Here is a 20616-nt window from a genome sequence, read left to right as displayed (position 1 = left end):
GCTAGGGACAGCCGGCCGCGTCAGGACGCGAGGATGTCCCGCACCATCGGAAGAACGTGCGTGCCGTAGAGTTCGATGCTGCGCAGCGCCTGATCCTGCGGGAGGCCGCCCGTGCCGATCTTCATGTCGAAGCGGTCGGCACCGAGGGTTCGGACGGTGTCGGCGATCTTGCGCGCGACGGTCTCGGGCGAACCCACGTACAGCGAGCCTTCCGGGCCGAGGTCGTGCTGGAAGCGCAGGCGGTTGTAGGCGGGCCAGCCGCGCTCGCGCCCGATCGTCGTGTAGTTCTCCGCGATACCGGGGTACGCCTGCTCGCGCGCCTCATCATCCGTGTCGGCGATGTGGCCCGGCGAGTGGACGCCGGTGGGCAGTCGATCGCGCCCGAAGGAGTCCAGCGACCGGTGATAGAGGTCGACGAACGGGCGGAACCGTTCGGCCGGCCCGCCGATGATCGCCAGCATGAGGCCGAACCCGTGCCGCGCCGTCCGCACCACCGACTCCGGGCTGCCGCCCACGCCCACCCAGGCTTTCAACCCGCCCTCGGTCTTGGGATACACGTCGGCGTCGTTCAGCGGTGCGCGGGTCTTCCCCGACCAGGTCACGGGGTTCTCGTCGAGAAGCTGCCGGAACAGGTCGAGCTTCTCGTCGAACAGCAGCTCGTAATCGGAGAGGTCGAATCCGAACAGGGGGAAGGACTCGATGAACGAACCGCGCCCGAGGATCACCTCCGCACGTCCCGACGACACGGCGTCGAGGGTGGCGAACCGCTCGTACACCCGTACCGGGTCGTCGGACGAGAGCACGGTCACCGCCGTGCCGAGGTGGATACGGGAGGTTCGACCCGCGGCGGCAGCCAGGACGATCTCGGGACTGGAGACGGCGAATTCCGGACGGTGGTGCTCCCCCACCCCGAAGAACGACAGCCCCGCCTCGTCTGCGCGGACCGCCTGCTCGACGACGTACCGGATGGTCTGCGCATCGGTCGCCTGCGTGCCATCCGGGTGACGCGCCACGTCGCCGAACGTGTCGATCCCGAGCTCTACCGTCTCCGCGCTCATCCGCGTCTCCTATCTATTCGGATGAATGAACAGGTGCACGCGTGCGCGCATTCCCGTCGCTGCCCCCGGGGTTACGGCAGCAGGGCCGCGCGAAGGGTGTCGAGTCCGACGCCCCCGAGATCGAGCGCTCGCTTGTGGAACTGCTTGATGTCGAACTCGCTCCCCTGTGCCTCGGCGTATCCGTCGCGCAGCTGCTCCCAGATGCGCTGACCGACCTTGTACGAGGGCGCCTGACCCGGCCATCCCAGGTAGCGGTTGACCTCGAAGCGCACGAACTCCTCTGACATGTTCACGTTGCGCATCATGAACTGCAGCGCGTAGTCCGCGTCCCACGTGCCCTCGCCGCTCAGACGCGGTTTCTCCAGATGCACCCCGATGTCGAGCACGACGCGGGCGGCGCGCATCCGCTGGCCGTCGAGCATGCCGAGCCGGTCGGCGGGGTCGTCGAGGAACCCGAGGGATTCCATCAGCCGCTCGGCATACAGGGCCCATCCCTCGGCGTGGCCGGAGGTGCCACCGAGAAGGCGTCGCCACGAGTTGAGCTGCGCGCGGTTGTACACGGCTTGCGCGATCTGCAGGTGATGGCCGGGGACACCCTCGTGATAGACCGTCGTGAGCTCGCGCCAGGTGTCGAACTCGTTCACCCCCTCGGGCACCGACCACCACATGCGACCGGGACGGGAGAAATCGTCGGTCGGCCCGGTGTAGTAGATGCCCCCCTCGCGCGTGGGCGCGATCATGCACTCGAGACGGCGGATCGGTTCGGGGATGTCGAAGTGCGTGCGGCCGAGGTCTTCGATCGCGCGGTCGCTCGTCGCCTGCATCCACTTCTGCAGCGCCTCGGTCCCCACGAGCTTGCGCGCGGGGTCGGCTTCCAGATGCGCGACAGCCTCCTCGACTCCGGCCCCCGGGAGGATCTCGGCGGCGATCGCCTCCTGCTCGGCGACCATGCGCGCGAGCTCCTCGATACCCCATTCGTACGTCTCATCGAGATCGATGGTCGCTCCGAGGAAACGCCGCGAGTGGAGCGCGTACAGCTCGCGGCCGACCGCATCCTTCTCGGGTGCGGCGGGCGCCAGCTCTGTGGAGAGGAAAGTCGACAGCGCACCGTACGCGACGCGCGCCGCGTTGGCGCGGTCGGCGAGGTCGCGTGCCAGGGAGGCGGGCAGCGCCCCCTCTGCCGGGGCGGCGTCGGCGGCGAACTCCGCGAAGAAGCCGCTGTCGCTGGTGTACCGGGCGATCTGGGTCACGACCTCCACCACCTGGCGGCGGGCCGGGACGACGCCCTCCGCGATGCCCTGCCGGAGCGTCCGGATGTAGCCGTCGACGGCGGTCGGGAGCGCGCCGAGCCGTGCGGAGACGACCGACCAGTCCTCGGTCGTGCCGGTGGGCATGAGGTCGAACACGGCCCGGATGTCCTGAGCCGGCGAGGCGATGACGTTCAGGTCGCGCAGATGCCATTTCGCGTCCGACAGTTCGAGCGACAGCCGCAGTTCCCGCGACAGGTCGTCCCGAGTGACCTCGTCCACCGCGTCGACCGGCTGCGCCGCCTCCAGTGCGGCGAGCGTCGAGCGGGTCGCCTCGGCGACGCGCTCGTGCCCTGCCGGAGAGTAGTCGCCGAACCGGTCGTTGAACTCGGAGCGGCCGATGTAGGTCGCCAGGGTGGGTTCGAGCTCCGCGAGAGTGTCGACCCACCCGTCCGCGATCTGGTCGATCGGGGTGGGGGTGCGGGGTTCGTTCGTCATCCTTCGAGCCTACGGATGCGGGCAGGCCCGGCCAACCCGCGTCAGTGTCCGGCCTCGTTCCAATCGGCGCCGCGGCCGATCTGCACATCGAGCGGGACCGACAGCTCCGCCGCATCGCCCATCCGCGTGCGGACGATCTCTTCGGTCGCGTCCCACTCCCCCGGCGCGACCTCCACGACGAGCTCGTCGTGGATCTGCAGGAGCACCCGCGAGCGCAGGCCCGCTGCGGCGAGATCGTCGTGGATGTGGAAGAGCGCGATCTTCATGATGTCGGCGGCGCTTCCCTGGATCGGGGCGTTCAGCGCCGCGCGCTCGGCGTTCTCGCGGAGCACGCGGTTCATGCTCGTGAGGTCGGGGAACGGGCGGCGGCGACCGAAGATCGTCTCGGTGTATCCCTCCATGCGCGCCTTCTCCACGGACGTGCGCAGGTAGTCGCGCACCGAGCCGAAGCGCGCGAAATACTCCAGCATCAGCTCGCGCGCCTCCGACTGGTCGATCCGCAGCTGCTTGGACAGTCCGAAAGCCGACAGGCCGTAGACCAGTCCGTACGACATCGCCTTGACCTTCGTGCGCATCGCCGGGGAGACGTCCTCGGGCGCGACGCCGAACACGCGCGCGCCGACGAAGCGGTGCAGGTCTTCGCCGGAGTTGAACGCCTCGATCAGGCCAGGGTCTCCCGACAGATGCGCCATGATGCGCATCTCGATCTGCGAGTAGTCGGCGGTGAGCAGCGTCTCGTACCCCTCGCCGACCTCGAATGCGGCGCGGATGCGGGTGCTCTCCTCGTTGCGGATCGGGATGTTCTGCAGGTTGGGGTCGGTGCTCGACAGCCGCCCGGTCTGGCTGCCGGTCTGCAGGTAGGTCGTGTGGACGCGCCCGCCGTCGTCGATCGCGACGTCGAGCGACTCGATGATCTGTCGGAGCTTCGTCGCTTCGCGATGCTGCAGGAGAAGCGCGAGGAACGGGTGCGGAGCAGTCTCCTGCAGATCGGTCAGGGCAGCGGCATCCGTCGTGTATCCCGACTTGGTCTTGCGCGTCTTGGGAAGCTGCAGGTCCTCGAACAGCACCTCCTGCAGCTGCTTCGGCGAACCGAGGTTCACTTCCCGGCCGATGGCTGCGTAGGCGTCCTGGGCGAGGGCGTCAGCGCGTGCGCCGAGCTCGGCCGAGAACGTCGACAGCTTCTCGTGCGACACCGCCACACCGGCCAGCTCCATCGCCGCGAGCGCCTGCAACGTGGGCAGCTCGATCTCGGTGAGGACGCGCACGACCGGCGCGGGCAGCTCTTCGCGGAGCGCTGCGGCGACCCGCAGGAGGAACCACGACACCTGCCCGGGCGTCGCGCCTTCGTTCTCGGGCACGAGCTGTGCGGGGTCGGCTTCGGGGAGCTTCTCCCCGAGATAGCGGGCGACGAGGTCGCCGAGGGTCTTGTCGGGAAAGCTCGGGCGAAGGAGCCACCCGGCGAGGACCACGTCGAAGACCAGGCCGCCCAGCGAGATCCCCTCACGGAGCAGGGCCTTCACCTGCGGCTTCCCGTCGGCGAGCACCTTCGGGCGCGACGACGCGAACCATCCGGCGAGCTCGTCGCGCACCTCGGGCGACCAGGCCGCCTCCGCCGCGCCCGATGCCGTCGCCAGGCCCACGCGGACCGGTCGTCCGGCCGACAGCTCGATCGTCACGCCCACGTCGGAGTCGGCGGCTGCGGCCCACGCGGCCAGACGCGCCGCGTCGAGCTCTTCGGCAGCGGGCGCCTGGGCGACGGGGATGCTGGCATCGGATCCGGTCGCATCCGCTCCGGCCACCTCGAACACGCGGGGAAGCAGCGTCCGGAATTCCAGGCGCGCGAAGATGTCGCGGACAGCCTGCGCGTCGATGGGACGCATCTCGAGGTCCTCCGGCGTCACCGGAAGCTCCACGTCGCGAAGCAACCGGTTCAGCGTCCGGTTGCGGCGCACATCATCGAGGTGCTCGCGGAGGTTGTTGCCGACGACGCCCTTGATGCTGTCGGCGTTGTCCAGCAGCGCCTCGAGCGACCCGAACTGCGTGAGCCACTTCACGGCCGTCTTCTCTCCCACCTTCGGCACACCGGGGAGATTGTCGCTGGTCTCCCCCACCAGCGCCGCGATCTCGGGGTACTGCGCGGCAGGGAGACCGTACTTCTCCACCACGGCGGGCGGGTCGTAGCGCTTGAGCTGAGACACCCCCTGCACGTTCGGATAGAGCAGGGTCACGTCGTCGGTGACGAGCTGGATGGTATCGCGGTCGCCGGAGCACACCAGGACGCGATAGCCCTTCTCGGCACCCTGCGTGGCCAGCGTGGCGAGGATGTCGTCGGCCTCGAACCCCTCCTTCTGCAGGACGGGAACGCTCATGGCCGCGAGGCACTCCTGCAGGAGCGGGATCTGACCCTTGAACTCGCTCGGCGTCTCGGACCGGTTCGCCTTGTACTCGGCGTAGGCCTCGGTGCGGAACGACTGCCGCGACATGTCGAAGGCGACGGCGACGTGGGTGGGCTTCTCGGCCTTCAGCAGGTTCACGAACATCGACAGGAATCCGTAGATGCCGTTCGTGTGCTGCCCGTCCTTCGTGGAGAAGTTCTCGACGGGGAGTGCGTAGAACGCCCGGTAGGCGAGCGAATGGCCGTCGACGACGAGAAGGGTAGGCTTTTCGGAGTCCGTCACCTGCTCAGCCTAACGACGGCACCCGACATCCTTTCCCTCCTCGAGCGAAGGCGCCCATGACCTCGACCACCTCGGATCCCTCGTCGGGGATCGACTGGGCCATCGAGCGCGGAATGGGCGCTCTGGCCGAGAAGATGGGGATCGAGTGGGTGGAGTTCACCGTCGAGCGCACCGTGGCGACCATGCCGGTCGAAGGCAACACGCAGCCCGTGGGGCTGCTGCACGGCGGCGCCTACGTCGTCCTGGGCGAGTCGCTCGGATCGATGGCCGCGAACCTGTATGCGGGTCCGGGCCGCCTCGCGGTCGGCGTCGACATCAACGCCACGCACACCCGTTCTGCCACGAGCGGGATCGTCACGGGCGTGTGCACGCCGCTCCACCTGGGGCGCACGATGACAGTGCACGAGATCGTCGTCACCGACGACCAGGGGCAGCGGTGCTCGACCGTCCGGATCACGAACTACATCAAGGATCTGCCGCCGTCCTGACGCCCGCGGCGCCGCGAGACCGCATCCGCGCCACGAGACTGCTGACGTCGGGCGCGGTCTCGGCGCGGAGATGGAGTCTCGCGGGAAGGGGGCTCAGGACTTCTTTGGCGCCAGCTGCTCGATGATCGCCTTCGCCACGTCCTGCATGGTCAGGCGGCGGTCCATCGAGGCCTTCTGGATCCAGCGGAACGCCTCGGGCTCGGTGAGCCCCATCTTCTCGTTCAGCAGGCCCTTGGCGCGGTCGACGAGCTTGCGCGTCTCGAAGCGTTCGACCATGTCGGCGACCTCGGCCTCGAGCGTGATGATCTGGTCGTAGCGAGCCAGCGCGATCTCGATCGCCGGCAGCAGATCGTTCGGGGTGAAGGGCTTCACGACGTATGCCAGAGCGCCGGCCTCGCTCGCTCGCTCGACGAGCTCCTTCTGGCTGAAGGCGGTGAGCAGGACCACGGGGGCGATGTGGTTCTTGCTCAACCGTTCCGCCGCGCTGATCCCGTCGAGCTGCGGCATCTTCACATCCATGATGACGAGGTCGGGGCGCAGCTCCGTCGCGAGCTGGACGGCGGTCTCGCCGTCACCGGCCTCGCCGACGACGTCGTAGCCGTTGTCGCGGAGGATCTCCACGATGTCCAGACGGATGAGCGACTCGTCCTCGGCCACGACCACGCGGCGGGGTGCGGAGGCGGCGGCGGGGGCTTCTGCGTCGGTCACGGTTTCCATCCTAGAACTCGGGGAGACTGCACGCGCACCGGCCCCGCAGGGAGCCGTTGCGCGATCGTGCCGGTGGTGGGACTCGAACCCACACGCCCTTGCGGACAGAGCATTTTGAGTGCCCCGCGTCTGCCATTCCGCCACACCGGCCTGCACGTCGGATCGACCCTAGCGCACCCGCGCGGATGCACCGGAGAGCCGGCGCATCCGCGGATGCGTCAGTGGTCGCTCTGGTAGATGGGCGCGGCGCCGTGGACGGCGTCGCCGACCCGGTGGACGCGCAGGTCGTTCGTCGAGCCGGCGATGCCGGGAGGCGACCCGGAGATGACGACCACCTTGTCCCCGACCTTGGCCAGGTCGTTGCTGAGCAGGTAGTCGTCGACCTGGATGTACATGCGGTCGGTGTGGACGACGTGCTCGACCAGGTTGGCCCACACGCCCCAGGTGAGGGCGAGTCGCCGGCGGATGCCGGGCTCGGGCGTGAAGGCGAGCATCGGGATCATGGAGCGCAGGCGCGAGAGACGCCGTGCCGAATCGCCCGACTCGGTGAAGACGCACAGGTACTTCGCCTCGACGAAGTCGGCGACCTCGACGGCGGCCAGGGTGATGGCGCCGCCCTGCGTGCGGGGCTTGTTCGTCAGGGGCAGGATCCGCTCGAGTCCGTGCTCCTCGGTGGACGCGACGATGCGCGCCATGGTCTCGACGACCACCACCGGGTACTCCCCCACGCTCGTCTCGCCCGAGAGCATCACGGCGTCGGCGCCGTCGAGCACGGCGTTGGCGACGTCGCTGGTCTCGGCGCGCGTGGGCACGGGGCTGGAGATCATCGACTCCAGCATCTGGGTGGCCACGATGACCGGCTTCGCCATGCGCCGGGCGAGCTCGACCGCGCGCTTCTGAACGATCGGCACCGCCTCCAGGGGAAGCTCCACGCCCAGATCGCCACGGGCCACCATGATGCCGTCGAACGCGTCGACGATCTCCTCGAGATTGTCCACCGCCTGCGGCTTCTCGATCTTGGCGATGATCGGGATGTGGCGTCCCTCCTCGGCCATGATCACGTGCGCCCGCTGGACGTCCTTGGCGCTTCGCACGAACGACAGCGCGATGATGTCGGCGCCGATGCGCAGCGCCCAGCGGAGATCGGCCTCGTCCTTGTCGCTGAGCGCGGGGACGTTCACGGCGACGCCGGGAAGGTTGATGCCCTTGTTGTTGGACACCATGCCGCCGACGACGACCTCGGTGGTGACGGTGGTGGCATCGGCGGCCACGACGCGCACGCGCACCTTGCCGTCGTCGATGAGGAGGAAATCGCCCGGCTTGACGTCGTTGGGCAGTCCCTTGAACGTGGTCGAGACGAGCTCCTTCGTGCCGGGCACGTCGTCGATCGTGATCGTGAAGGTGTCCCCGGCTTCGAGCTCGTGCGGCCCGTCGGCGAAGCGTCCGAGCCGGATCTTCGGGCCCTGCAGGTCGACGAGCACGGCGACGGGGCGCCCGGCGTCGTCGGCGGCCTTGCGCACGTTGGCGAAGTTCGCGTCGTGCACGGTGTAGTCGCCGTGGCTGAGGTTCAGCCGGGCGACGTCCACACCGGCCTCGATGATGGCGCGGACCATCTCGTACGACGAGGTCGCAGGACCGAGGGTGGCAACGATCTTGGCGCGTCTCACTATGTGTGTTCTCCGGGTGGAAGAGGGAAGGGGAAGGTGGCCGGGTGAGCCTGGGTCAGCCTACGCGGGCTGAAGACCGATGGCGACATCGGACGGCTGCACGGGTGAGGGCAGCGCGGTGCTGCCCATGAGGTACTGGTCGACGGATGCAGCCGCGGCGCGGCCCTCGGCGATCGCCCACACGATGAGCGACTGCCCGCGCCCGGCGTCGCCCGCGACGAACACGCCGGGTGCCGTCGTGGTGTAGGCGCCGTCGCGCTCGACGTTGCCGCGCGCGGTGAACTGCGTGCCGAGCTGACTCTCCAGCGCGGAACGATCCGGTCCGGTGAAGCCCATGGCGATCAGGACGAGGTCGGCGGGGATCTCCCGCTCTGTGCCGCTCTTGGGGACGCGGCGTCCGTCGATGTACTCCGTCTCCGCCACGCGGAGGGCGCGCACCTCACCGGCGCCGTTGCCGAGGAACTCGACGGTCGACGCGAGGTACGTCCGCTCGCCGCCCTCCTCATGCGCCGAGGCGATCTCGAACAGCGTCGGCGTCATGGGCCACGGCTGCTCGTTAGGACGCTCCGCCGGAGGCTGCTTGCCGATCGCGAGGTTGGTGACGCTCAGCGCACCCTGCCGGTGCGCGGTGCCGATGCAGTCGGCGCCGGTGTCGCCGCCGCCGATCACGACGACGTGCTTGCCCTCGGCGCTGATCTGGTTCGGCACCTGATCGCCCGCGACCGCCTTGTTGGACTCGATGAGGTACTCCATCGCGAAATGCACGCCGGCGAGGTCGCGCCCGGGGATCGCGAGCTCGCGGGGCACTGTCGCGCCGGTGGCGATGACGACCGCGTCGTAACGGCTGCGGAGGTCTGCCCACGAGAGGTCGGTGCCGATCTCGACGCCCGCACGGAAGCGCGTGCCCTCGTCCCGCATCTGGCGCAGCCGCGCCTCGAGGTGCTTCTTCTCCATCTTGAAGTCGGGGATGCCGTATCGCAGCAGCCCCCCGATCCGGTCGTCGCGCTCGTAGACGGCGACGGTGTGGCCGGCCCGGGTGAGCTGCTGTGCGGCGGCGAGGCCGGCCGGTCCGGATCCGACCACGGCGACCGTCTTGCCCGTCAGGCGCTCGGGCGGCTCGGGCTCGACCCACCCCGACGAGAAGGCCTCGTCGATGATCGAGACCTCGACCTGCTTGATGGTCACGGCGGGCTGGTTGATCCCCAGCACGCACGCGCTCTCGCAGGGTGCGGGGCACAGCCGACCGGTGAACTCGGGGAAGTTGTTCGTCGCGTGCAGGCGCTCGATGGCCGCGCGGCCCTCGCCGCGCCACATGAGGTCGTTCCACTCCGGGATGAGGTTGCCGAGCGGGCAGCCCTTGTGGCAGAACGGGATGCCGCAGTCCATGCAGCGACCGGCCTGACGGCGCACGGTCGCCCCATCCGCCGGCTCATAGACCTCTTTCCAGTCCATGATGCGCACGGGCACGGGCCGGCGGGGCGGCAGCTCCCGCTCGGTGGTCTTGAGGAAGCCCTTCGGGTCAGCCACCTGTCACCTCCAGAATGCGGGTCCAGACGACGTCGCCGTCGGGATCGAGTCCTTCCGCCAGTGCGGCCTGTCGCGTCTCCAGGACTGCGGCATAGTCGCGCGGGACGACCCGGACGAAGTTCTCCCGCTCGGTGTCGAAGTCCTCGAGGAGCCGGCGGGCGAGCGCGGAGTCCGTCTCGCTCACATGCTCCTGCAGCAGGTCGCGGAGCATCTCGGCGTCGCCGGAGCCGAGCGGGCCCAGCACGAGCTCGCCGGAGGCGAGCGCCTCACGGTTCACGAGCTGCTCGTCCAGGCGGTACACGTACGCCGTGCCCCCCGACATGCCGGCGCCGAGGTTGCGTCCCGTGGCGCCGAGGATGACAGCGAGCCCGCCGGTCATGTACTCGAGCGCGTGGTCGCCCACGCCCTCGACGACGGCGGTGGCGCCGGAGTTGCGGACGAAGAAGCGCTCGCCCACCATGCCGCTGAGAAACAGCGACCCCTGGGTCGCGCCGTAGCCGATGACGTTGCCGGCGATGACGTTCTCGGATGCGGCGAAGGTCGACTCGCGCGGCGGGCGGATGACGATCTTGCCGCCCGAGAGACCCTTGCCCACGTAGTCGTTGCAGTCGCCTTCCAGTCGCAGCGTGATCCCGGCGGGCATGAACGCGCCGAAGGACTGCCCGGCGGATCCGGTGAGGTGCACGTCGATGGAGCCGCTGGTGAGTCCGTTCGCGCCGTGCGCGCGGGTCACCCGGTGCCCGAGCATGGTCCCCACCGCGCGCGCCGTGTTGCGCACCGGGAGGTCGATGCGGATCGATCCGCCCGAGGCGATGACATCCTGGGCACGTTCGATCAACTGCACGTCGAAGTGCTGGTCCAGCTCGTGATTCTGCGCACGGCCGGAGCGGCGCGGCTCGTCGTCGGCGAAGCGGGGTCCTTCCAGCACCGGGGTGAGGTCCAGTCCGCTCGCCTTCCAGTGCTCGACGGCGCCGTTGACGTCCAGCAGCTCGCTGTGGCCGACGGCTTCTTCGATGGAGCGGAACCCGAGCGCTGCGAGGTACTCGCGCACCTCCTCGGCGATGAACTCCATGAAGTTCACGACGAACTCGGGCTTGCCGGTGAAGCGCGCCCGCAGCGCCGGGTTCTGCGTCGCCACGCCTACCGGGCACGTGTCGAGGTGGCAGACGCGCATCATGACGCAGCCGGAGACGACCAGCGGCGCCGTGGCGAAACCGAACTCCTCGGCACCGAGCAGCGCGCCGATGATGACGTCGCGTCCGGTCTTGAGCTGACCGTCGACCTGCACCACGACGCGATCGCGCATTCCGTTCAGCATGAGCGTCTGCTGCGTCTCGGCGAGACCGAGCTCCCAGGGCGTGCCGGCGTGCTTGAGGGAGTTGAGCGGGCTCGCGCCCGTCCCGCCGTCGTGACCGGAGACGAGGATCACGTCCGAGAGCGCCTTGGCCACGCCGGCCGCGACCGCTCCGATGCCCGACTGGCTGACGAGCTTGGTGTGGATGCGGGCCTGCGGGTTGGCGCGCTTGAGGTCGAAGATCAGCTGCTTGAGGTCTTCGATCGAGTAGATGTCGTGATGCGGAGGGGGTGAGATGAGGCCCACGCCCGCCGTCGCGTGGCGTGTGCGGGCGACCCACGGATAGACCTTCGTCGGCGGGAGCTGGCCGCCCTCGCCGGGCTTGGCGCCCTGCGCGAGCTTGATCTGGATGTCCTCGGCCTCGGTCAGGTAGAGACTCGTCACCCCGAAGCGTCCGGATGCCACCTGCTTGATGGCGCTGCGGCGTTCGGGGTCGAGCAGGCGCTCGACGTCTTCGCCGCCCTCCCCCGTGTTGGACTTCCCGCCGAGGCGGTTCATCGCGATGGCGAGCGTCTCGTGAGCCTCCTGGGAGATGGAGCCGTAGCTCATCGCGCCGGTGGAGAAGCGCTTGACGATCGAGGAGACGGGCTCCACCTCGTCGATCGGCACGGCCGGACGAACGCCGGTGCGCAGCGTGAAGAGCCCCCGGAGGGTCTTCAGCTCGGAGGCCTGGTCGTCGACGAGCGTGCTGTACTCGCGGAAGATGTCGTAGCGCCGCTCGCGCGTCGCATGCTGCAGACGGAACACCGTGTCGGGGTTGAACAGGTGCGGCGAGCCGTCACGGCGCCACTGGTACTCGCCGCCCGTCCACAGTCGTTCGTGAGCGCGGGCCGCAGCATCCTCGGGGTACGCGTAGGCGTGCCGCGCGGCGTTCTCGGCGGCGATGACCTCGAGCCCGACTCCCCCGAGCTTGGTCTCGGTGCCGGTGAAGTACGCGTCGACGAACTCGCGAGAGAGTCCGACGGCCTCGAAGACCTGGGCCCCGGCGTACGAGGACACCGTCGAGATGCCCATCTTCGACATGATCTTCAACACGCCCTTGCCGAGGGCGTAGATGAGGTTGCGCACCGCCTTCTCGGGCGTGATGCCGGTGACGAACCCGGCACGGACGAGGTACTCGACGGTCTCCATCGCGAGATACGGGTTGACGGCCGAGGCGCCGTAGCCGATGAGGGTCGCCACGTGGTGGACCTCTCGGACGTCGCCGGCCTCGACGACGAGACCCACCTTCATGCGGGTCTCGTTGCGGATGAGGTGGTGGTGCACCGCGGCCAGCATCAGCAGCGACGGGATGGGCGCGAGATCCTTGTTGGAGTCGCGGTCGCTGAGGACGATGAACTCGGCACCGTCTTCGATGGCCTGGTCCACCTCGCGGCACATCTGTGCGAGCCGCTTCTGCATGCCCTTCGGACCCGCCTCGACGCGGTACAGGCCGCGCACGGTCACCGAGGAACGGCCGCGCAGTGCGGTGTCGATGTGCTGGATCTTCGCGAGCTCGTCGTTGTCGATGACGGGGAAGTCCAGCGTGACGGTGCGGGTGTGTTCGGCGCCCCAGTCCAGCAGGTTCCGCTCCGGGCCGAGACCGAGCGAGAGCGAGGTCACGACTTCTTCGCGGATCGAGTCCAGCGGCGGGTTCGTCACCTGTGCGAACTGCTGTGTGAAGTAGTCGAACAGCAGGCGCGGGCGCTCGCTGAGCACGGCGACGGGCGTGTCGCTGCCCATGGCCCCGAGCGGCTCCGCGCCGTTCTGTCCCATCGGCGTGAGGAGGATGCGCACCTCTTCCTCGGTGTACCCGAAGGTGCGCTGCCGCCGCGTGATGGAGGCGATCGGGTGCACGATGTGCTCCCGCTCCGGAAGGTCTGCCAGGCGGACCCGGCCCGCGTCGAGCCACTCCTGCCACGGTGCGAGGGCGGCGAGGTCGCGCTTGATCTCGTCGTCCTCGATGATGCGTTGCTCGGCGGTGTCCACGAGGAACATGCGACCGGGGCGCAGGCGACCGCGCCGCTTGATGCGCTCGGGGGCGAAGTCCAGCACCCCCGTCTCGCTGCCGATGACGACGAGGCCGTCGGTGGTCTCGGTCCACCGCCCCGGGCGCAGCCCGTTGCGGTCGAGGGTGGCCCCGACGAGGGTGCCGTCGGTGAAGATGAGCGCCGCCGGTCCGTCCCACGGCTCCATCTGCATGGCGTGGTAGTCGTAGAACGCGCGGAGGTCGGGGGCGATGTCGGTCTGCTTCTCGTACGCCTCGGGCACCATCATCATGATGGCGTGGGGAAGGCTGCGCCCCGTCAGGGTCAGCAGCTCCAGCACCTCGTCGAACGACGCCGAGTCGCTGGCACCTTCGGTGCAGATGGGAAGGAGCGGGCGGATGTCGCCGATCAGCTCCGACTCCAGTTGCGACTGGCGTGCGCGCATCCAGTTGCGGTTGCCGTTGACGGTGTTGATCTCGCCGTTGTGCGCCAGCATCCGCAGCGGCTGGGCGAGGGGCCATGACGGGAAGGTGTTGGTCGAGTAGCGCGAGTGCACGACCGCGAGCTCGGAGGCGAAGCGCTCGTCCTGCAGGTCGGGGTAGAACGGCTCGAGCTGCAGCGTCGTGACCATGCCCTTGTAGCCGAGCGTGCGGCTGGACAGCGAGACGAAATACGCGTCGAGCTCGGTGCGGGCGCGCTTGCGGAGCCGGAAGACGCGGCGGTCCAGAGCGATTCCGGAGAGCGCGGCGGCGTCCCCCACGGCGGGGCGCGACACGAACAGCTGCTCGAAGGCGGGGCGAGCCTCGTAGGCGAGCTTGCCGAGGTTCTCGTCGTCGACGGGGACCTCTCGCCATCCCAGGACCTCGAGGTTCTCGCTCCGGGCGATGCGCTCGATCCCCGCCTTATGCTCGGCGCGCTCGTGCGCGTCGCGAGGAAGGAAGGCCATGCCCGCGGCGTACTGCCCGACGGGCGGCAGATCGAAGTCGACGACGGCGCGCAGGAACGCGTCGGGCATCTGGGTCAGGATGCCGGCGCCGTCACCGGTGCCCGCGTCCGACCCGATCGCACCGCGGTGCTCGAGGTTGCGCAGTGCCGTGAGAGCGAGGTCGATGATGTCGTGACCGGGCTCCCCGCGCAGGGTCGCCACCATCGCCAGGCCGCACGCGTCCTTCTCGAACGCCGGGTTGTACATGCCCTGACGGGGCGGGAGGGCGCCGCCGACGGCGCGGGAACGAGGGCTCGAGGCCATACGAACCGTCCTCACATTGATGCTCAGGATGGGACGTCGTCGGCCCGGAAGTGTCTATCTCGTGGCGGTGGAGCTTTTGGCGCCGCCGACGGGGGTGCTCGTCGAGGGCGGCTCGCTCACGTCGACGAAGTCGTTAGGGTCGGTCGATTGTACAGCCCCTTTGCCCTTCGCCTCACGGCCGGGGACGTAGGGGGACGGTTCGTACCCCGGATGACGCCGTCTCTGCAGGAAGAAGATGACCAGCCCGAGCAGCACGCCCGCGATGGCCGCCCACACGTTCGTGCGGATGCCGAAGTAGATCTCGCTCGGATCGATGCGGATGGACTCCCACACGATCCGCCCCGCGCTGTACCAGATGAGGTACACGGCGAAGAGGCGACCCCACTGCAGACGGAAGCGGGCGCCGACCCACAGGAGCACCGCGACGCCGATCAGGTTCCAGATCACCTCGTAGAGGAAGGTGGGGTGGAAGAGCGTGCCGGGCTCGAGCCCTGCCGGGAAGGCGGGGTTGTCGCTGTCGATCTCCAGGCCCCACGGCACGTCGGTCGGCCAGCCGAACAGCTCCTGGTTGAACCAGTTGCCGAAGCGGCCGAGCGCCTGGGCGAGGAGCAGCCCGGGCGCGATCGCGTCGGCGAGGGTCCAGAACCGGATGCCCGTCCACCGGCACCCGAGCCAGGCGCCGACGGCCCCGCCGAGCAGTGCGCCGTAGATCGCGATCCCGCCCTCCCAGATCGCCCAGACCGATCCGGGTTCGAAGGGGTTCCACGGGTTGGAGCCGGCGCCGAAGTAGAAGCCGGGGTGCGTGGCGACGTGGTAGATGCGTGCGCCGACGATGGCGAGCGGCACGGCCAGGAGCGCGATGTCGATGACGATCCAGGGCTCCGCGCCGCGGCGGGTCAGCCGGTGGTTGGTCAGCAGCACCGCGGCGATGATCCCCGCGATGATGCACAGCGCGTAGAAGTGGATACGGGGTCCGCCCTGCCAGAGGTCGAAGTAGCTGATCTCGGGGCTCGGGATGCTGGCGAGCACGCCCGAGAGGGCGCTCGGAGAGGCGAACGTCATGCGTCGAGTCTAGGCCTGCGCGCAGGCTGCTCACGTCGGGCCCTCGCGCTCCGGGGCGGACCATCGCGCTACCGGAAGGCGATTCGGGGCGGCCGATGTGCTTCGGGGCGCGCAACGGTCGCCCCGAAGCACATCGAGCGCCCCGAACGGGGGCGGTGAGCGCCGGGCGTCAGCGAGCGGTGCCGGCGGTCAGCGAGCGGTGCCGGCGGCGAGGGCGCGGGCTGTCGCGGCGAGCTGCTCGACGCCGCCGTCGCGCAGGGCCCGGACGAGGGCCGTTCCCACGATCGCCCCGTCGGCGTATTCGACGACCCCCGCGACCTGCTCGGCGGTGGAGATCCCGATGCCGACGCAGGCGCGCTCGGCGCCGTGCTCCCGCAGCCGGCCGACGAGACCGCGCGCGGCGGCATCGAGCTCGGCGCGTTCGCCGGTGATGCCCATGGTCGACACCGTGTAGACGAATCCGGTCGAGGCGCGGACGATCATCTCGAGACGTTCGTCCGTCGATGTCGGAGCGGCCAGGAACACCCGGTCCAGCCCCGTGCGCTCGCTCGCCGCGATCCACTCGCCCGCAGCCTCGGGCGTGATGTCCGGCGTGATGAGCCCCGCGCCGCCGGCGGCCAGCAGCGCGTCGGCATAGCGGTCGACGCCGTACTGCACGACGGGATTCCAGTACGTCATGACCAGGACGGGGACATCGACCTGGCGCGTGATCTCGCGGATGGCGGGAAAGAGGTCGCGCAGGCGGAAGCCGGCCGCGAGGGCCGTCTGCGTCGCCTCCTGGATGACCGGGCCGTCCATCACCGGATCGCTGTAGGGCGGGCCGATCTCGAGGATGTCGGCGCCGTTGCGCGCCAGCGCGACCGCCGCGGCGATTCCGGTGTCGATGTCGGGGAACCCGGCGGGGAGGTACCCGACGAGGGCGCCTCGTCCGGTGGCGCGGGCGGCGTCGATCGCGGCGGAGACGCGGGAGGTCATAGCTGAGTGCCCTCCCCCTGCGCCTCGTCCGTCGCCGGCGGCACGCTCACCGGGTCGGGCGCGGCCTCGTCGTACAGGTCGAAGTACTTCGCGGCGGTGTCCATGTCCTTGTCGCCGCGGCCGGAGAGGCAGATCGCGATCACCGCATCGGGACCGAGCTCACGGCCCACGCGCAGCGCGCCAGCGAGGGCGTGCGCCGACTCGATGGCGGGGATGATGCCCTCGGTCTCGCTGAGGAGGCGGAGGGCCTGCATCGCCTCGTCGTCGGTGGCGGGGATGTACTGCGCCCGGCCGATGGATGCGAGCCACGCGTGCTCGGGACCGACGCCCGGATAGTCCAGGCCCGCGGAGATCGAGTGCGACTCGACGGTCTGCCCATCCTCGTCCTGCAGCACGAAGGTGCGCGCGCCGTGAAGGACCCCGGCGCGGCCACGCTCGATCGACGCGGCGTGCCGTTCGGTGTCGACGCCGTCACCGGCGGCCTCGACGCCGTAGAGAGCGACCGAGGAGTCGTCGAGGAACGCATCGAACATGCCGATCGCGTTGGACCCGCCACCCACGCACGCCACGACGGCATCGGGGAGACGACCGGTCTCCGCGAGCAGCTGCTCGCGCGCCTCCTCGCCGATGATCTTCTGGAAGTCGCGGACCATGGCGGGGAACGGATGCGGCCCCGCGGCGGTGCCGAAGATGTAGTTCGTCGTCTCGACGCTCGCGACCCAGTCACGGTAAGCCTCGTTGATCGCGTCCTTGAGGGTGCGGGATCCGGTGCGTACCGGGATGACCTCGGCGCCGAGGAGCCGCATCCGCGCCACGTTCAGCGCCTGGCGTTCGGTGTCGACCTCGCCCATGTAGATCGTGCACTCGAAGCCGAACAGCGCCGCCGCCGTGGCCGTGGCCACGCCGTGCTGCCCCGCGCCCGTCTCCGCGATCACGCGGGTCTTGCCCAGGCGCTGGGTGAGGAGGGCCTGGCCGAGGACGTTGTTGATCTTGTGCGAGCCGGTGTGGTTGAGATCCTCCCGCTTGAGGAAGACCCGGCCTCCACCGGCGGATGCGGCGAAGCGTGCCACCTCGGTGATCGGGGACGGCCGCCCGGCATAGCTGTGCAACAGGCGGCGGAACTCCGCGACGAACGAGGGGTCGGCCATGGCGGCCTCGTACACCGCCGTCAACTCATCGATGGCGGCGATGAGGGACTCGGGCATGTACCGCCCGCCGAAGTTCCCGAAGAACGGGCCCTTCTCGTCACGGAGACTCATGCCGCCACCCCCCGGAAGGACCGGAGGCTCGCGACGGGGTCGCCGGTGACCAGCGCCTCCCCCACGAGGACGGCATCCGCTCCGGCCGCGCGATAGTGCGCGACGTCGGCGGGGGTCAGGACCGCGGACTCCGCGATCTTGACGGCGTCGGCGGGGATGCGATCCGCGAGCCGGCCGAACAAATCCCGGTCGAGCTCGAAGGTCGCGAGGTCCCGGGCGTTGACGCCGATGAGGCGGGCGCCGAGCTGTGCGGCGCGGTCCACCTCCTCGGCGGAGTGAGCCTCCACCAGCGGCGTCATCCCGAGGTCGAGGACGAGCGCGTGCAGATCCGCGAGCACGCGCGCATCCAGCCCCGCCACGATCAGGAGAACCAGATCGGCGCCCGCGGCGCGCGCCTCGAACACCTGGTACGGCGTGGCGATGAAGTCTTTGCGGAGCACGGGCAGCGAGACCGCGGACTTCACCGCCTCGAGGTCCGCAAGGGTGCCCTTGAACCGGCGGCCCTCGGTGAGCACCGAGATGACGGATGCTCCGCCCTCCTGGTAGAGCGTCGCCTGGTGAGCGGGATCGGGGATCGCTGCGAGGTCACCGCGCGACGGGCTCGCCCGCTTGACCTCGGCGATGATCTTCACCTGGTCCGCGGGTGCGAGAGCGGCGACCGCGTCGAGAGCGGGGCGGGCCGCCAGGGCGTCGCGCTCCACCTGCGCGAGCGGGCGATCCTGGGCGCGCTGCTCGGCGTCCTCGACGGCGCCGGCGGTGAGGTCGGCGAGCATGTTCCGGCTCCCGGGCAACCGCTGGGCCGGGGCGCTCAATGTTCGCGGGGGGTGTACTTCGCCCCGCCCACGCCGTACCCGGCCTTGGACATCGCCCACCCCACGATCGCGCCGACGAGCACCAGAACCGCCGACGCCCAGACCAGCCACGCCAGGTCGAGGAAGAATGCCGTGGTGCCGATCGTGATCGCGACGAGCATGATGATCACGGCCGTCCAGGCGGCCGGCGAGTGTCCGTGACCGGGGTCGCCGATGTGGTTGCTCATGGGTCTCCTTCGGGTGCGGGCGCGGCGTGGCCGCGCGCGGGTCCAGTCTATCGGTGCCCTCCGAGGGCTCTCGATTCCGCGCGTCAGCGCGTCGGATCGTCGCCGCGCGACAGATCGTCCCACGAGTCGATCGCGTCGTGCGGGCGGGAACCTCCCGCAGCGCTGGCAGCCGATGTCGCATACCGGCGGCCCGCTCCGGAGCCCCAGCGGCGAGCAGTGACGAGCGTGAGGACGCCCGCCGCCAGCGGGAGGACCTGCACGACAGCGGTGATCCACGGCCACGGGGTCGACGCGATCGATCGCACCAGGGCGGCCACACCCTCGAGCCCCGCGATCCCCGTCGTCCCTGTCACCGTCGATGCGACGGCGCTCACCGGCGGCGCGACGGCGACGGCGGTCGTCAGCCAGGCGAGGATGCCGCCGAGGACCACTCCGAGGGCCCCGAGGACGTACCGCACCGCCGTGCCGACGATCGACATCGCCCCGCCGAGCGCCAGGAGCGCCAGGCTCAGCGGAGCCAGGACGGGAAGAGCGGCGGACCCTGATACCTCGAGCTGCTCGGCCGAGCCGTCGGAGAGTGCGACAGTCAGCCAGGTCTGGGTCGATGAGATGACCCCCACGGCGCCGGCGAGGAGGAAGGCGACGACGACGGCGAGACGGGCCCGGCGGATCATCGGGGAACGTCCGCCACCGGTTCGAGGTCGTCGGCGTCGAAGCACGTGCGGGTGCCCGTGTGGCAGGCCGGTCCCACCTGGTCGACCGAGATGAGCAGTGCGTCGCCGTCGCAGTCCAGACGCGCACCGCGCACGAGCTGGATGTTTCCGGACGTGTCCCCCTTGCGCCAGTACTCCTGGCGCGATCGGGACCAGAACGTCACCCGGCCGGTCGTGAGGGTGCGGCGCAGCGCCTCGGCGTCCATCCAGCCGAGCATCAGCACCTCACCGGTGTCGTGCTGCTGGATGATCGCGGGTGCCAGGCCCTCCGGCGTGAACGCCACCCGCGCGATCCGCTCCTCGACGCTCTCCGTCATCTCGTCCGGCTCTCCTCGTTGCGTGCACTTCCCGAGCGCACCTCGATCCCGTCCGCGGCCATCGCCGCCTTCACCTCTCCGACCGTCAGCGCGCCGGTGTGGAACACCGATGCCGCCAGCACCGCGTCGGCGCCGGCACGGATGGCGGGGGCGAAATGCTCCACGGCGCCCGCACCGCCCGAGGCGATCACGGGCACCCGCGAGATCTCGCGCATGCGGCCGACGAGCTCGAGATCGAACCCCTCCTTCGTCCCGTCGGCGTCGATCGAGTTGACCAGCAGCTCCCCCGCACCTCGCTCGATCGCCTCCCGCGCCCAGTCGAGGGCGTCGAGGGCGGTCTCGGTGCGGCCGCCGTGCGTCGTGACCACGAAGCCGGACGCCGTCGACGGGGAGCGTTTGACATCGAGCGAGAGCACGAGCACCTGCGCTCCGAACCGATCGGCGATCTCGTCCAAGAGCGCGGGGCGCGCGATCGCCGCCGAATTGACGCCGATCTTGTCGGCGCCCACGCCGAGGAGCCGAGCCACGTCGTCGACGCTTCGCACGCCGCCGCCGACGGTGAGCGGGATGAAGACCTGCTCCGCGGTGCGACGCACCACGTCGTAGGTCGTCGCTCGCTCATCGACGGTGGCCGTCACATCGAGGAAGGTGATCTCGTCCGCGCCCTGATCGAAGTACAACCGGGCAAGTTCCACCGGATCGCCCATGTCACGCAGGTTCTCGAAGTTGACGCCCTTCACGACGCGGCCGGCGGCGACATCCAGGCACGGGATGACGCGGCATGCGAGGGACATCAGCAGCTCCCCGCGT

The 20616-nt window shown here is 69.8% G+C and carries 16 protein-coding genes and 1 tRNA gene; 1 reads left to right on the top strand and 16 read right to left on the bottom strand.

What is annotated here, in order from left to right:
- Nucleotides 1-20: 20 nt before the first annotated feature.
- The 3 genes from ACTU3I_RS18320 to polA all read right to left on the bottom strand — a co-directional run bounded on the left by ACTU3I_RS18320 (nt 21) and on the right by polA (nt 5481).
- The gene (locus ACTU3I_RS18320; RefSeq protein WP_442927155.1) at nt 21-1058 is read right to left on the bottom strand and encodes an LLM class flavin-dependent oxidoreductase; all 1038 of its coding nucleotides are present in this window, start codon (nt 1056-1058) and stop codon (nt 21-23) included.
- A gap of 71 nt (nt 1059-1129) precedes the next feature.
- The gene (locus tag ACTU3I_RS18315) at nt 1130-2803 is read right to left on the bottom strand and encodes a DUF885 domain-containing protein (protein ID WP_442927154.1); all 1674 of its coding nucleotides are present in this window, start codon (nt 2801-2803) and stop codon (nt 1130-1132) included.
- Between the two features lie 41 nt (nt 2804-2844).
- Entirely contained in the window at nt 2845-5481 is a 2637-nt protein-coding gene (gene polA, locus ACTU3I_RS18310) for a DNA polymerase I (RefSeq protein ID WP_442927153.1), read from the bottom strand.
- Between the two features lie 56 nt (nt 5482-5537).
- On the opposite strand from polA, the gene ACTU3I_RS18305 reads away from it, so the two are divergent.
- Complete coding sequence (locus ACTU3I_RS18305) at nt 5538-5969, top strand: hotdog fold thioesterase (RefSeq protein ID WP_442927152.1); 432 nt, start codon at nt 5538-5540, stop codon at nt 5967-5969.
- A gap of 93 nt (nt 5970-6062) precedes the next feature.
- On the opposite strand, the gene ACTU3I_RS18300 is transcribed toward ACTU3I_RS18305, so the two are convergent.
- The 13 genes from ACTU3I_RS18300 to hisF all read right to left on the bottom strand — a co-directional run bounded on the left by ACTU3I_RS18300 (nt 6063) and on the right by hisF (nt 20600).
- Nucleotides 6063-6686, bottom strand: a complete 624-nt coding sequence (locus ACTU3I_RS18300) for an ANTAR domain-containing response regulator (protein ID WP_442927151.1) — start codon at nt 6684-6686, stop codon at nt 6063-6065.
- A gap of 58 nt (nt 6687-6744) precedes the next feature.
- Nucleotides 6745-6827: transfer RNA gene (locus ACTU3I_RS18295), tRNA-Leu, on the bottom strand.
- Between the two features lie 68 nt (nt 6828-6895).
- Nucleotides 6896-8344 carry a pyruvate kinase gene (pyk, locus tag ACTU3I_RS18290; protein ID WP_442927150.1) on the bottom strand — a complete coding sequence of 483 codons (1449 nt, stop codon included), beginning with the start codon at nt 8342-8344 and terminating at the stop codon, nt 6896-6898.
- Between the two features lie 60 nt (nt 8345-8404).
- On the bottom strand, nt 8405-9871 hold the full coding sequence (locus ACTU3I_RS18285; RefSeq protein WP_442927149.1) for a glutamate synthase subunit beta: 1467 nt from the start codon (nt 9869-9871) through the stop codon (nt 8405-8407).
- Nucleotides 9864-14441 carry a glutamate synthase large subunit gene (gltB, locus tag ACTU3I_RS18280; protein ID WP_442927148.1) on the bottom strand — a complete coding sequence of 1526 codons (4578 nt, stop codon included), beginning with the start codon at nt 14439-14441 and terminating at the stop codon, nt 9864-9866. The genes ACTU3I_RS18285 and gltB overlap by 8 nt, the downstream gene beginning before the upstream one ends.
- A gap of 54 nt (nt 14442-14495) precedes the next feature.
- The gene (gene lgt, locus ACTU3I_RS18275) at nt 14496-15503 is read right to left on the bottom strand and encodes a prolipoprotein diacylglyceryl transferase (protein WP_442927147.1); all 1008 of its coding nucleotides are present in this window, start codon (nt 15501-15503) and stop codon (nt 14496-14498) included.
- A gap of 189 nt (nt 15504-15692) precedes the next feature.
- Nucleotides 15693-16478 carry a tryptophan synthase subunit alpha gene (gene trpA, locus ACTU3I_RS18270; protein WP_442927146.1) on the bottom strand — a complete coding sequence of 262 codons (786 nt, stop codon included), beginning with the start codon at nt 16476-16478 and terminating at the stop codon, nt 15693-15695.
- The gene (gene trpB, locus ACTU3I_RS18265; RefSeq protein WP_442927145.1) at nt 16475-17737 is read right to left on the bottom strand and encodes a tryptophan synthase subunit beta; all 1263 of its coding nucleotides are present in this window, start codon (nt 17735-17737) and stop codon (nt 16475-16477) included. The genes trpA and trpB overlap by 4 nt, the downstream gene beginning before the upstream one ends.
- Nucleotides 17734-18510, bottom strand: a complete 777-nt coding sequence (trpC, locus tag ACTU3I_RS18260) for an indole-3-glycerol phosphate synthase TrpC (RefSeq protein ID WP_442927144.1) — start codon at nt 18508-18510, stop codon at nt 17734-17736. Before trpC ends, trpB begins: the two co-directional genes overlap by 4 nt.
- 35 nt (nt 18511-18545) lie before the next feature.
- The gene (locus ACTU3I_RS18255) at nt 18546-18776 is read right to left on the bottom strand and encodes a DUF6704 family protein (RefSeq protein ID WP_442927143.1); all 231 of its coding nucleotides are present in this window, start codon (nt 18774-18776) and stop codon (nt 18546-18548) included.
- Between the two features lie 83 nt (nt 18777-18859).
- Nucleotides 18860-19450 carry a Trp biosynthesis-associated membrane protein gene (locus tag ACTU3I_RS18250; protein WP_442927142.1) on the bottom strand — a complete coding sequence of 197 codons (591 nt, stop codon included), beginning with the start codon at nt 19448-19450 and terminating at the stop codon, nt 18860-18862.
- The gene (gene hisI / locus ACTU3I_RS18245; RefSeq protein ID WP_442927141.1) at nt 19447-19806 is read right to left on the bottom strand and encodes a phosphoribosyl-AMP cyclohydrolase; all 360 of its coding nucleotides are present in this window, start codon (nt 19804-19806) and stop codon (nt 19447-19449) included. The genes ACTU3I_RS18250 and hisI overlap by 4 nt, the downstream gene beginning before the upstream one ends.
- Entirely contained in the window at nt 19803-20600 is a 798-nt protein-coding gene (gene hisF / locus ACTU3I_RS18240; RefSeq protein WP_442927140.1) for an imidazole glycerol phosphate synthase subunit HisF, read from the bottom strand. Before hisF ends, hisI begins: the two co-directional genes overlap by 4 nt.
- Nucleotides 20601-20616: the final 16 nt, after the last annotated feature.

This window comes from Microbacterium sp. RD1 (genome assembly GCF_052220165.1).
Classification (GTDB): Bacteria; Actinomycetota; Actinomycetes; order Actinomycetales; family Microbacteriaceae; genus Microbacterium.
The sequence above is the reverse complement of the archived record's forward strand: the minus strand, read 5'-3'. Positions and strand labels throughout refer to the sequence as shown.